The sequence below is a fragment of the Bacillus cereus group sp. MYBKT111-2 genome (assembly GCF_051915205.1).
In the GTDB taxonomy this organism is placed as follows: domain Bacteria; phylum Bacillota; class Bacilli; order Bacillales; family Bacillaceae_G; genus Bacillus_A; species Bacillus_A paranthracis.
Genome location: NZ_JBQAEG010000009.1, coordinates 24750 through 37657 on the forward strand (window position 1 = coordinate 24750; position 12908 = coordinate 37657).

Here is a 12908-nt window from a genome sequence, read left to right on the forward strand (position 1 = left end):
TCATATCCTTTGATAAAATATTCAAAACTATCAATCTCCTTTTTCTATTATTATGACAAAACGAATAATGAAGCAACTATTAAAGCTCTCCATGTACATAAAGTACAAAAAGAATAAAATTGTCATAATATTGAGATTCCATTCCGCAAACAGTACAATTCAACTATAATGAACACGCTTTCATAATTATCGTTTTATTTATAAGCACGAGGAGGAATTAGTATGGCTCAAGCAAAATCAAACCGAGTCGCCGGCAATATTTTCAAAGGTTCTGTCGGCAATTTAATTGAATGGTACGACTGGTACGTGTACTCTGCTTTCGCTGTTTATTTTTCAGCAGAGTTCTTTCCTAAAGGCGATCCAACGAGTCAATTATTGAACACAGCAGCTATTTTCGCAGTTGGATTTTTAATGCGCCCTATCGGAAGTTTATTAATGGGCCGCTATGCAGATCGGCACGGACGCCGAGCAGCATTAACGCTTTCGATTACAGTTATGGCCGGCGGTTCTTTCATTATCGCCTGTACACCTAGTTACGAAAGCATCGGGATTATGGCGCCTATTATTTTAGTTCTTGCCCGTTTACTGCAAGGATTATCACTTGGCGGAGAGTACGGAACTTCTGCCACATATTTATCTGAAATGGCTAGTAGTGGTCGCCGTGGTTTTTATTCAAGCTTCCAATATGTAACGCTCGTTGCGGGGCAAATGGTTGCGTTAGGCGTTCAAATTGTTCTTCAGCAATTGCTAAGCGAACCAGATATGAAAGCTTGGGGATGGCGTATTCCATTCATTATTGGAGCGATGGGCGCAGTAGCTGTATTATGGCTTCGCCGCACGATGGATGAATCAGAGCAGTTTTCAAACATAAAATCACAAAAACGCGAAAGCGCAGGAACCGTTCGTGCTCTTATGAAACACCCGAAAGCAGTATTAACAGTAGTCGGCCTAACACTCGGAGGCACTGTTGCATTCTATACGTACACAACATATTTACAAAAATTCATGGTAAACACAGTCGGTCTTCCGAAAGAAATTGTAAGCTGGATTAACTTTGTCGCACTACTTATATTCGTCGTACTTCAACCGATTGCGGGGCTACTATCCGATAAAATTGGACGACGCCCACTATTAATGGCATTCGGTATTCTCGGAACATTGCTAACAGCACCAATCTTCTTCTTTATGGAAAAAACGACAGAACCAATCGTAGCATTCTTGCTTATGATGGTCGGCCTTATTATCGTTACTGGTTACACATCGATTAACGCAATTGTAAAAGCAGAACTCTTCCCAACTGAAATTCGCGCACTTGGCGTAGGTTTACCATATGCACTAACCGTTGCGATATTTGGTGGAACAGCAGAATTCATCGCTTTATGGCTAAAGAGTATCGGAATGGAATCACTATTCTACTTCTACGTAGCTGGATGTATCGCGATCAGCTTTATTACGTATTGGCGTATGGCAGAGTCATCGAAGACTTCGCAGATTGAGGCGGAGCTTGGTGGTGGGGATAGTTTAAAGAATGGTACTAGTTTAAAATAATAAAGTGCGATTGGTCACCTTGAAAGAGGTGGCCTTTTGTATACTTTTTCAAAGAATCTAACATCAAAAAACACTTTCCACTGGCAAATTAAAACCATCTTTTGAACTCGGGAATTATTATTTCAAATTCATCATTAACACGATTATTTTTAAAATTTTTTCCTTCTAATACACATTTTCATTATGGTTTCTAGTTCTCTTTTAACAAAAACATATGAACTAATTTTTATTGTTATTTAATAGTATTTTAGTAGGTTTTAAAATTTTTTCTATGGCTGTCATGTAGGGATTTATAGGTTTTTTGCTCTGCTTTTTGGGCGGACATTATTTCACATGGTGTACTATCTATGTTACCCTTTTATTAGGGTGGTTGTTCCAATACACTAAAAAATTGTAATAAAAGGGGTTTTATGTATGAAGAAGCTACTATCTTATTTATTAATTTTTTCTATGATACTTTTAGCTTCCTTTCCAATGAATTCTTCGTACGCTAAAGCTAATGATGATCAGTTGTCAATCGATGAGTCTATTTTAGCTACTAAAGAGTTCTTCAAAACTACTAAAGTAGTGAAAGAAAATGAAGTTACAGTAGATGATGTTACAAAAGGTCAATTACTAGAGAAAGCTAAAGAATTAATTTCATCAGGAACTGTAAAACCAGTTGGTAGTACAGAAATTGATGTAGATAAACTTTTAGTAAGAGGAATTAAGACACCATTTGGTGTAGAGTATTCTGTTTTTGATTCATCTGTTACTACAGATGATCAAGGAGTTGTGAATTCACTTAAACTCTTTAATATCGTTTTTACTGATAAGGTTGAATTAAAAAATACTTATGAATTAAAGTCTAATAGAAACAAAGATAATCTAGCTACTACTAAGATGTGGATCGATAATAAACTAGCAAGTTCTGCCGAGTTAGATTTAACTATTGTTATTAATGATTCATCCGCTGATGAAAAAGGAACAGATATGCTTACTACAGAACTTGCACCAAAAACTGATAAGGCCGTTCAATATGGATGGACAAAAAGATGGAAATGTACTCAAAGTTGTGTAGCGTCTAAAGGTGTAAATATGCTAGTAATTGCTGGATTACTTGCGGCTTGTGGAGTTTCATGTACCGCTGGTGTACCAGCAACAGCAGGAACGGCTTGCTATGCATGTGTAAACTCTGCCGGTATTGTGGGAGTAAATACAGTCCTTGGTTGTCTCGATGAATGTGATTCATAACAACTTTTATTAATTGAATATTTTGTAATTTAGGGAGGGATGAAAACATTGATGAAACTATTTTTCTTTTTAGCTGCCCTATCAGCAATAATATTCACGGTGCTTGGTAAAGCTATGTTAGGAATTGTATGTACCTCAATATTTTTTGCATCAGCATTATTTTTTAGTAAACCTAGATTTAAAAATGATGAATAATGCTATTATAAACAAATAAAAAACTCAAGTTATTATAACTTGAGTTTTTTATTTGTTTACCAATGGACTAGGAGTGAATGTAGTGAAAGGAAAGTAGAATAGAAGGTTCATTAACAAAGAAAGGCTTTAAGCAATAGTTTCAAAATAATAAGTAGTACATTTCTCTCTTATACATGAGGAATTTATTTGTAACATAAAAAAGAAGTTCAGCAAATACAAAACAATTCGTATAACTAAAAATCCCTTTCTATTACTATTACAAACAAAACTCATTAAAGCAGAAGAATCTTTAAACAGACTATATCATACTTACAGATAATCAAAAAGAATAGTCATTACTATCATCTATATACAGAAAAAAGCACTAGATTTCCTAGTGCTCTCCCCCTAAAACAAATGACAAGCCACCTCATGCCCCTTCGCAATCTCGACCATCTTCGGTACTTCCTGTGCGCATTTTTCAGTGGCGAATTTGCAGCGCGTTCTAAATTTGCAGCCGGATGGTGAGTTGAGTGGACTTGGTACTTCTCCCTCTAGAATGATCCGATCTTTCCCTGTTTTTGTTGGATCAGGTTCTGGCATGGATGAGAGTAGTGCTTGTGTATATGGATGTGCCGGTTTTGTGTATAGGTCTTCGCTATCGGCAATTTCTACTATGTTTCCTAAGTACATGACTCCGATTCGGTCTGATATGTGTCTTACCATAGATAGGTCATGCGCGATGAATAAGTATGTGACGCCTGTTTCTTCTTGTATGTCTTGCAGCATGTTTACGACTTGTGCTTGGACTGAGACATCGAGTGCTGAGATTGGTTCGTCACATAGGATAAAGTCTGGTTTTACAGATAGTGCGCGCGCGATACTAATGCGCTGGCGCTGGCCCCCGCTAAATTCGTGCGGGTAGCGATATAAGTGTTCTTCTTTTAATCCTACCTTTTTCAGAAGGTCTAAAATGATTTCTTTTTGTTCTTCTTTTTCGTAAGAACCGTGAATGTTCATCGGTTCGCTAATAATTTGGAATACATTCATTGCCGGGTTTAATGATGCGTATGGATCTTGGAAAATGATTTGCATTCTTTTTCGATATTCTTTTAGTTCACTTTCCTTTAAACTTGCGATGTCTTTTCCGTCAAATAAAACGTTACCTGAAGTGACATCATGCAAGCGAATGATACTTCTTCCTGTCGTTGATTTTCCGCAGCCCGATTCTCCTACTAATCCGAATGTTTCACCTTTTTTAATTGTGAAACTTAAGTCATCGACTGCTTTTAATTGCTCTGTTTTTCTGCCGAATAGTCCTTTTTTAATAGGAAAATACTTTTTTAAGTTCCGAACTTCAATTAAATTTTCTTCATGCATGGGAATCACCTACCGCCCTATCATTTAACCAGCACATGGAACGCCTTCCGTCTCCGATTTCAAAATACGGTGGACGTTCTTTTTCACAAATGTCCATCGCATGCGGACAACGCTCTGCGAATGGGCAACCTTGTGGCGGGTGTAATAAGTTTGGCGTTACACCTTGAATTGGTGCGAGCCTTTCTTTTACACCGTTCGATATTTTCGGTAAAGAGTTTAATAGCCCCTTCGTATATGGATGATTCGGCGATTGGAAAATATCAAGTACAGGTCCCTCTTCCATAATAAGACCGCCATACATAACGATAACGCGTGTACAGTTTTGCGCGACTATTCCTAAGTCATGTGTAATAAGAAGTAACGCCATATTCGTTTCATTTTTTAAGTTTTTCATTAAATCTAGTATTTGTGCTTGTATCGTTACATCAAGCGCTGTCGTCGGTTCATCCGCAATGAGAAGATCTGGATTACAAGACATTGCCATCGCAATCATAACCCGCTGCTTCATACCACCGCTTAGTTCGTGCGGATATTGTTTTACCCTTTCTTCTGGCGACGAAAGACCGACTTGTTTTAGCAAGTTAACCGCAATCTGCTCTGCTTCTTTCTTTTTTACTTTTTGATGCCGTATAATTACTTCCGTCATTTGCTTCCCAATTTTCACAACTGGATTTAGCGCAGACATTGGATCTTGCGAGATAAGTGAAATTTGATTTCCTCTAATAGAACGTAATTCTCTTTCAGATTTAGAAAGGATGTTTTCATTATGAAAAAGAATCTCCCCTTCTTTCACTTTCCCTGGTGACGCAACGAGAGACATCACGGACTTCGCCATTACACTCTTTCCGCTTCCAGATTCCCCAACGATACCAACTACTTCTCCTTTATTTAAACGAAATGTAACGCCGCGAACAGCTTCCACTTCTCCACTTTCTATGAAAAAAGAAGTCTTTAAATTTTTCACTTCTAGTAGTTTTTCAGACACGCTTCTCACTCCTTTCACGTAACACTTTAGTTTTCATTTCCAGCTCCTTTTGGTGCGAAAGCTTTCTTCAACGCTTCACCAATTACGTTAAAACTTAGGACTGTTAAAAGAATAAGGAATCCTGGGAAGAGTGTTAAATACCAAGCTTCACCGATATATCCTTGCGCATTGTTTAGCATACTGCCCCAAGAAGAATCTGGTTCTCTAATACCTAAACCTAAGAAGCTAAGTGATGATTCCATTAAAATTGATGTCGCAATCGTTAATGTCGCGGCGATAATAATGGTTGATAAAATGTTAGGAATGATATGTCTTACAATAATCGTGAGTGATTTTTGTCCTGACACCTTTGCATATAAAACGTACTCACGCTCTTTTACAGATAAAGTCTCTGCCCTTACGATACGAGCGGTGTCCATCCATGTTAGTAATCCGATAATAAGAACTAACGTTGTAATTCCTGGTTTTAAATAAGCATTTAATAGTAACATTAAGAAGAATGATGGAATTGACATGAGCACTTCAACAACTCGCATTAAGAAGTTGTCTAACTTTCCGCCAAAATATCCGCTAATTGTTCCAACTGCGGTACCGATTGTAACAGATACAACCATTGCAAGGAAACCAACCGCAAGTGAAACGCGTCCACCATATAACGCCCTAGTTAAGTAATCTCTTCCGTAATCATCCGTTCCGAAAGGATGACTCACACTTGGTTCTTGTAAGCGATCTGGAATCGACATTTTACTAGGATCATACGGTGATACAAATGCGAATATCGATGCAATCGTTAAAACCGCCAGTATAATAACTCCCATTAGTACAAACTTATTTTTCGTAAAACTACTTTTTATCGTTTGAAATCTCCTATTATTCATTCCAAATCACCCCCTCATTCGAATGCGCGGATCTACTACGCCATATAAAATATCAGCAATTAAGTTACCGAGAATTAACATGAAGGATGATAGTAATGTAATTGCCATAATAATTGGATAATCAAATCTAAAAATAGCATTTACCCCAAGTGAGCCAAGACCTGGCCATGAAAATACTGTTTCCGTAATAAACGCTCCGCCCACTAAACTTGGAATAGATAATCCGAAAATTGTAATGATTGGTATTAATACATTTCGAAGTACGTGGTTAAATAAAACTGTTTTCTTCGAAGCACCGTACGCATATTGAATTTGTACATAGTCTTCTTCTAATTGTTGAATTGTACTGGAACGAATATATCTCATATAAACAGAAACGTTTTGGAACGCAAGCACCATACAAGGTAAAATACCGTGCTGCACAATATCCAAGAAGGAATCTTGACCGACTGTACGCATACCCATACTTGGAAGAAGGTTCAACTTTAAAGAGAATAAATAGATTAATAGTAAAGCGAACCAAAAGACTGGCATTGAGATTCCCACATAAGAAATAAAGTTTACAATGCGATCAAAGATAGAATTCTTTTTCACACCTGTAAGTAGTCCAAGCGGGATTGCAATTACAAATGAGACGAGTAAAGACGATCCCATTAAGCCGATTGTCGCAGGTAACCTTTCTACAATAAGATCTAAAACAGGACGGTGATTTTGCAGTGAGTAACCAAAGTTCCCTGTTAAAATATTTTTCAGCCATAAAATATACTGCATATAAATTGGTTGATCGAGCCCTAAACTTTTACGAATACGCTCAACATCAATTGGGCTCATATTCGGCGTGACAAAGTTTCGAACAGGATCGCCCGGTGCTAGTTTTATTAATAAAAAAGAGATAATAGAAATAACAAATAAAAGCGGAATTGCATTTAAAAGCCTCTTCGCAATTACTTTATACACAAACTTCCCCCCTCAAGCTAAAGAAGCTGATTTTCACCAGCTTCTTTACTGTTTGTTTCTTATTTCACTTCATAAATCTTAGATACATCTTCAAACATTGTGACAGGAATTGCTTTTGCTTCTTTTAATCCATCAAACTTTTTATCTACTGCAATAACTGCTTTCGGATATGCGATTGGTAGATAAGGTAAGTCTTCTCTAGCTGTCTCTTGAATTTTATGATATAGTTCTGCGCGTTTTGTTTTATCTGTTTCAACTGCAGCTTCTTCCCATAACTTATCGAAATCAGCGTTTTTATAACGTGCATAGTTGTATTCAGCATTACTTAAGAATAAGCTCTTATATGAATCTGGCTCAGGTCCCATTATGTAACCACCGAATGTAATATCGAATTCTTTATTCTCTTTATCTAAGCTTTTGTCACTTGCTGCACTAGCATCTAATGCATTCAGTTCAACTTCTAAGCCAACTTCTTGTAATTTTTGCTGTGTATAAAGTGCTAAGCTTTCCATAATTTTATTATTCGTTACATACATAACGCGTACTTTTTCTTTATCTTTCACGCCAGCTTTCGCTAATAAATCTTTCGCTTCTTTTTTATCATACTTATAATCTTTAATGTCTTTTGCATAATACATAGCGTCTGGCGTTAAAATTGAATTTGCCGGTTCTGCAAATTGACTAGAAACGAATGCTGAGTTAATCATTTCTTTCTTATCTAATGCATGCGCAATTGCTTGGCGCACTTCTTTTTTCTTCATCAGATCTGTATTCATGTTATAAGATAAGTAGAATAATCTACCTTCTGGGAATGTCACCATTGAGAAGTTCCCAGTGCTATCTAATTTCTTAAAGTCTTGTGGCTCAATCATCTTCATGTTGATTTGACCATTTTGTAGTGAAACATTTGCTGTATTACGGTCTTTTACAACGCGATATACGATAGAATCTAATTTAGCTTTACCACCTACATAATCATCGAATCGATCTAATGCAACGTACTCATCTGATTTATACTCTTTAAACTTAAATGGACCTGATCCGACAGGTTGTAAGTTTTTCTTACTCTTCGCTAAATCTGCTTCCCCTTCAAATACATGTTTCGGAATTGGGAAGAAATCATTCATCACACCTTCAAAAGATGCACTTACTTGTGGTAAAACGAATTGAGTTGTTAACTCATCTACCTTTTTCACCTCAAGCGGTTTTCCTTTAAAAACAAAGTTTTCACGACTTGAGCTATTTTGCTTCTCATCTAAAATAGATTGGAATGTAAATGCAATATCGTCTGATGTAATCTTCTTACCATCATGCCATTTCAAATTATCTTTTAGTTTTAACGTCCATGTTAATTGATCCTCTGAAGGCGTAAAGCTCTCAGCAAGAACAAACTTTTTCTTACCGTCTTCCATATGATACAGCGGTGCATATAAAGCTTGCTGCACCGTTAACGACACACGATCATTCGCATAAAGCGGATTCATCGTCTCTGGGTTATCGCTAACACCAATCGTTAACGTTCCTCCATCTTTCGGAGTCCCTGATTTACTAGTGCCTGCTTGCTTCGAAGAATCTTTTCCTCCAGAACAAGCCGCTAATGCAATAAGTAGTATTAGGACAAATGGTAATGCAAATAATTTCCGTTTCATCTTTCGGCCCCCTCAAACTAGTTATACCCATAAGAAAACTCGGAATTAATCCCGAGTTTTCTTATAAGTTTTAAATTACCACTACCCGTATATAAAGTCAAACTTTTTCGTAAAACTAGAAAGTTTTTACATATCTATCAAAAATAAATTATAATATCATTATATAAAGGAAAAATAAAATGGAGTGATAATGCATGCAATCAAAAATATTAAAAATCAAACTAAACACAGAAAATAAAAACCCTATATATGCAGTAAAACTAGCATGTCCTGAAGGAAAAGAACTTTATATTAAATTCGATTATACATATTGCAATGAAGCCTTTATGCCCTTAGAAGTAGGCTACGATGGGCACGATAAGGGCGCAAAACTAGCATGGTATACGAGAGAAATAGAGAAAATGACCGTACAAGATTTTTTAGAAACCATTGCAAACAAAATAAATAAGAAATATGAATTCACATTGCATGCATAATAAATAAGGGGAGAATTCCTCTCCCCTTATTTATTACCCCTCAACCCAAGCAAAAAAGACCACCAAAAGGCAGCCTCTCAAAACTCAATCCTATTCCCCACTCCCTGCTCCACCGCTCTCTCATACAAATACTTCGCAACGATAATATCCACTACTGCCAAACCAACCGATTTAAAAACAGTAATCTCTTCATCGTTCTCCCTACCTGCTTTTTCCCCGCTTATAATTTGTCCAAGTTCAGCATGGATGTCGCTAGCTTTAAATAAACCTTCTCGCACTGGAACTTGAAGGTCACCCGTTTCTTCTAGTGCTGCTTCTTTTGATTCGACTACTACTTTGTTTGCATTAGCGATGGCGTGAGATGGTAGTTCTTGCATGTTCGGCCTAAATGAGCCGACGGCGTTTACGTGGACGCCTTTTTGTAGTTTTTCTGAGAAGACTGGTGTGGATGCGTTCGTAGTTGTGACGATGATGTCTGCTTCGCTTACTGCTTCATTTGCAGTGGCATGAACATAAGCAGGTTTATTAAATTTCTCTTGTATATATTGCGCAAATGCATACGCTTTTTCTTCTGTTCGATTGTATAACATAACTTTTTCAATATCTCTAACCGCAAATACTGCTTCGGCAATCCCTTTCGCTTGTTCGCCTGTCCCGATAATACATAAAGTTTTTGCGTTATGACGAGCTAAATATTTTGTCGCTACTCCTGATAAGGCTCCTGTTCGAATCATCGTTAAGTACGATCCTTCTAAAATCGCGAGCGGTTCTCCTGTTTGAAAGTCGGATAGCATCACAATCCCGTTTATCGTTTTCTTTCCAATCTTTTTGTTCTCGGGGACTACTGTTACTACCTTTAAACCAAGTGCTTCAAGTCCTTCCGCTACGGAAGGCATAATTAATGCCGTATTTTTCTCATTCGCAAATGGTAATGAAGTACGTATTGGTGTGATCGTTCTTTCTGCGGAAAACTCTTGTAAAGCAAGCGCCGCGTATTCAATGACTTCGTTCATATTTACTAAATTTCGTTGTTCGTTCGCGCTTAGGACTAACATATCTTTCCACCTCCTTCTTCTATCCTAACAAAAATCCCCGATTCAAATCATCTCTCGGGTCTACAACGAACTGATGAAATCCTATAATAAATGCATTCCCCGTTACTTTCGGAACGACAGCTTCATATGTATGTACCGCTGTTACCGACAATACTTCCCCCTCAAATTTCCCGTCAGTAATGCATTCGTGGATGAATATTTCTCCCTTTTGTAAAATACCTTTTTCAAAAAGGGTTGCGATTCTCGCGGAAGTTCCTGTCCCACAAGGAGAACGATCTACTTGCCCGTCAGCAAAAATCGTTACATTTCGTAACGTTGCGCCTTCCCCTTTCGGTTCATCTGAGAAAATAACGCCGTATATTCCTTTTAACCCTTCTTCAAGTGGGTGCTTCACTTCCATCTGACTCTCAATGTAGCGCTTAATTTTACCGCCCCACGTTTGAATAGCAGCTAAGTCTTTAAAATCAACTTTCAAACCAAATTCTTTACTATCCACAACAGCGTAAAAAGCTCCGCCAAATGCGATATCTACTTGAAACTCATAGTTATCTATTTGAATAGGAACGTCTTTTTTGTATACAAATGAAGGAACATTTTCAAATGATACGGAATCTACTTCACTCCCCCTATATGTTGCGTACGCAATGACTTCCCCAGCAGGGCTATCAATAATAAACTTTTGTTTTGTTTCAAACATACCAGTTTCAATTCCTACTGTAATAACAGCAATAATGCCGTGTCCACACATCGTACTCCATCCTTCATTGTGCATAAATAACACACCAAAATCAGCGTGAGCACTCGCAGGCGGAGTAATAATACAACCGTACATACCGTGATGTCCTCTCGGTTCATACATAAGAACTTCGCGAAGATGATCCAAATGTTCCATGCAATATGCACGTCTTTCTAGCTGCGTTTCTCCCTTTATTTCTGGCACGCCTCCTGTAATAATTCGAAGTGGTTCCCCAGCTACGTGAGCATCAATTGTCGTATACACTTTACTAACCTTCATTTCCATCTCTCCCCTATATGTTGATACTCTTTTTATTGCAAATATCATGCCAACGCATAGGGTATAAATTTGTATACATTGTTTAAAAAAGCATACACTACTGTCTATTTTTTTATACACGATCCAGAAGCTATTTTATGGAACACCTTGATACAACCGGTCTTATTATTTTCAATGGAAAGTTACTTCCACCCCCAACATATACTGTTCAAAAGCAAAAAGGAAGTGATCCAATGTACTATGGAACAAAAGGCTGGTACGTAGCTGAACTAAAAAAATTAGGCGTGCGTTATCATGAAGGACGCAAACTAGAAAGTTACCGCGGACACATCTTGCGCAATTTACTACTTGCACAACAAGAGAAATTAAAAGAACAGTAATATACTAATGTAACGATATCGACGATTCTCGGAATATATCAGCGATTTCACACAATATATCGGCGATTCGACATGGAATATCGACTTACCGACAAATTTCGCCAAATCACTCCTCCATTCCACCAACCAATCACACATCAAACCACCATAAAAAAGGTCACCCAAACGGGTGACCTTTCTTCCTTATTCACAAACAAGAATTTGTCTAGAAAATGTTCCTTTTTTTGTAGTGCAGCGATCTGTAATTTCAAATCCTGCTTCATGGATCATGTCATCCATTGTTTCCATCGTGACAACGACTACTTTTTTTGCGATGCGGCGCGCGCTTGAAAGAATGGAGAGTTGATCTTCTGGTGTTGCGTGAGTAAATAAATCATACGGCATATCGATAATTGCAACGTCGTAGTTCTCAGTAATCTCCTCGATTGGGCCTTTGGTTACTGTTCCTTCAAATCCGAAATGTGCTATGTTCTTTCTCGTTCCAAGAACTACAAGTGGATTTATATCTCTACCAACGATGTTAATCCCCATAGAAAGTGCTTCTACGACTACTGTTCCAATACCGCAGCATGGGTCAATTGCTCGTACTCCCTCTGGATTTGGCACCGCAATATTTGCAACCGATCTCGCAACGCGTGTACTAAGAGATGTCGAATAGCTATGCGGTTTTTTTATGTGGTGATACCAAACTGGTTCACTTTCTACATAGTGCCCGAAGTACCAGCGTCCTCCAAGAGGAACAATCCCGAATACACGCTCTGGATTACGAACATCCGCTTCTCCTTCAATATGCATGCCGAGGTCTCGCTCTATCAGACGTCTTTCTCCATATTCAATTTTATTCTCTCCAACAAGGTCATTAATTTTAACGAAGATAACTTTGAACGTCGCCCCCGCCAAATCAATTTGTTCTACTTGTTCCAAAATACTTTCTAAGTCGTCTCCTTCATACATAACCTCAACGCGCTCTTTCATAAAAGGACTTCTACTCGGGTCAATTTTGACATCACTTTTCAAAATATTAACGTGGGACTCCATTCCAAAGAACGAGCGCATTTCCAAGTAACATAAAGCACGCTCCTCCTCACGAAATGCATACGTATATATACATGCAGGTGTTTTCCTATGATTATTCAATCTATGATCATCCTCTATATCGTTATAATTACAATACTTTC

13 protein-coding genes are annotated in these 12908 nt (G+C 37.8%); 5 read left to right on the forward strand and 8 right to left on the reverse strand.

The genetic code is table 11. From position 1 onward, the window contains the following. The first annotated feature begins 222 nt into the window (after positions 1-222). The 3 genes from ACTFNE_RS21560 (at position 223) to ACTFNE_RS21570 (ending at position 2976) form a co-directional block, all read left to right on the forward strand. Positions 223-1548 carry an MFS transporter gene (locus ACTFNE_RS21560; RefSeq protein ID WP_270705311.1) on the forward strand — a complete coding sequence of 442 codons (1326 nt, stop codon included), beginning with the start codon at positions 223-225 and terminating at the stop codon, positions 1546-1548. 474 nt (positions 1549-2022) lie between these two features. Then, positions 2023-2781: a hypothetical protein gene (locus ACTFNE_RS21565; protein WP_439998328.1), complete on the forward strand. Its 759-nt coding sequence runs from the start codon at positions 2023-2025 to the stop codon at positions 2779-2781. A 39-nt stretch (positions 2782-2820) separates the two neighbouring features. Beyond that, the gene (locus tag ACTFNE_RS21570) at positions 2821-2976 is read left to right on the forward strand and encodes a hypothetical protein (protein ID WP_002035825.1); all 156 of its coding nucleotides are present in this window, start codon (positions 2821-2823) and stop codon (positions 2974-2976) included. Positions 2977-3363: 387 nt separating this feature from the next. Here the strand turns inward: ACTFNE_RS21570 and ACTFNE_RS21575 are convergent, their stop codons facing one another. The 5 genes from ACTFNE_RS21575 to ACTFNE_RS21595 are packed head-to-tail and all read right to left on the reverse strand — an operon-like array spanning position 3364 to position 8804. Beyond that, positions 3364-4335, reverse strand: a complete 972-nt coding sequence (locus ACTFNE_RS21575; RefSeq protein WP_000544125.1) for an ABC transporter ATP-binding protein — start codon at positions 4333-4335, stop codon at positions 3364-3366. After that, positions 4328-5320, reverse strand: coding sequence for an ABC transporter ATP-binding protein (locus ACTFNE_RS21580; RefSeq protein ID WP_270705314.1), 993 nt, complete (start codon positions 5318-5320; stop codon positions 4328-4330). Before ACTFNE_RS21580 ends, ACTFNE_RS21575 begins: the two co-directional genes overlap by 8 nt. A gap of 26 nt (positions 5321-5346) precedes the next feature. After that, positions 5347-6198: an ABC transporter permease gene (locus ACTFNE_RS21585; protein ID WP_214328632.1), complete on the reverse strand. Its 852-nt coding sequence runs from the start codon at positions 6196-6198 to the stop codon at positions 5347-5349. Between the two features lie 6 nt (positions 6199-6204). Continuing rightward, positions 6205-7155 carry an ABC transporter permease gene (locus ACTFNE_RS21590; RefSeq protein WP_046198798.1) on the reverse strand — a complete coding sequence of 317 codons (951 nt, stop codon included), beginning with the start codon at positions 7153-7155 and terminating at the stop codon, positions 6205-6207. A 59-nt stretch (positions 7156-7214) separates the two neighbouring features. Beyond that, on the reverse strand, positions 7215-8804 hold the full coding sequence (locus ACTFNE_RS21595; RefSeq protein WP_000823586.1) for an ABC transporter substrate-binding protein: 1590 nt from the start codon (positions 8802-8804) through the stop codon (positions 7215-7217). Positions 8805-8998: 194 nt separating this feature from the next. On the opposite strand from ACTFNE_RS21595, the gene ACTFNE_RS21600 reads away from it, so the two are divergent. Then, complete coding sequence (locus tag ACTFNE_RS21600) at positions 8999-9280, forward strand: hypothetical protein (RefSeq protein WP_046198800.1); 282 nt, start codon at positions 8999-9001, stop codon at positions 9278-9280. 77 nt (positions 9281-9357) lie between these two features. Here the strand turns inward: ACTFNE_RS21600 and ACTFNE_RS21605 are convergent, their stop codons facing one another. Further along, positions 9358-10335, reverse strand: a complete 978-nt coding sequence (locus ACTFNE_RS21605; RefSeq protein ID WP_270705315.1) for an ornithine cyclodeaminase family protein — start codon at positions 10333-10335, stop codon at positions 9358-9360. Positions 10336-10354: 19 nt separating this feature from the next. Next, complete coding sequence (locus ACTFNE_RS21610; RefSeq protein WP_333563689.1) at positions 10355-11398, reverse strand: proline racemase family protein; 1044 nt, start codon at positions 11396-11398, stop codon at positions 10355-10357. Between the two features lie 89 nt (positions 11399-11487). On the opposite strand from ACTFNE_RS21610, the gene ACTFNE_RS21615 reads away from it, so the two are divergent. After that, positions 11488-11730, forward strand: coding sequence for a YflJ family protein (locus ACTFNE_RS21615; RefSeq protein WP_046198802.1), 243 nt, complete (start codon positions 11488-11490; stop codon positions 11728-11730). A gap of 183 nt (positions 11731-11913) precedes the next feature. Here the strand turns inward: ACTFNE_RS21615 and ACTFNE_RS21620 are convergent, their stop codons facing one another. Next, positions 11914-12867: a TRM11 family SAM-dependent methyltransferase gene (locus tag ACTFNE_RS21620; RefSeq protein WP_046198803.1), complete on the reverse strand. Its 954-nt coding sequence runs from the start codon at positions 12865-12867 to the stop codon at positions 11914-11916. Positions 12868-12908: the final 41 nt, after the last annotated feature.

Coding starts and splice junctions, on each gene's coding strand:
- ACTFNE_RS21560 (WP_270705311.1), top strand. CDS start 223: ATGGCTCAAGCAAAATCAAACCGAGTCGCCGGCAATATTTTCAAAGGT.
- ACTFNE_RS21565 (WP_439998328.1), top strand. CDS start 2,023: ATGAATTCTTCGTACGCTAAAGCTAATGATGATCAGTTGTCAATCGAT.
- ACTFNE_RS21570 (WP_002035825.1), top strand. CDS start 2,821: ATGAAAACATTGATGAAACTATTTTTCTTTTTAGCTGCCCTATCAGCA.
- ACTFNE_RS21575 (WP_000544125.1), bottom strand. CDS start 4,335: ATGCATGAAGAAAATTTAATTGAAGTTCGGAACTTAAAAAAGTATTTT.
- ACTFNE_RS21585 (WP_214328632.1), bottom strand. CDS start 6,198: ATGAATAATAGGAGATTTCAAACGATAAAAAGTAGTTTTACGAAAAAT.
- ACTFNE_RS21595 (WP_000823586.1), bottom strand. CDS start 8,804: ATGAAACGGAAATTATTTGCATTACCATTTGTCCTAATACTACTTATT.
- ACTFNE_RS21600 (WP_046198800.1), top strand. CDS start 8,999: ATGCAATCAAAAATATTAAAAATCAAACTAAACACAGAAAATAAAAAC.
- ACTFNE_RS21605 (WP_270705315.1), bottom strand. CDS start 10,335: ATGTTAGTCCTAAGCGCGAACGAACAACGAAATTTAGTAAATATGAAC.
- ACTFNE_RS21610 (WP_333563689.1), bottom strand. CDS start 11,398: ATGATATTTGCAATAAAAAGAGTATCAACATATAGGGGAGAGATGGAA.
- ACTFNE_RS21615 (WP_046198802.1), top strand. CDS start 11,488: ATGGAACACCTTGATACAACCGGTCTTATTATTTTCAATGGAAAGTTA.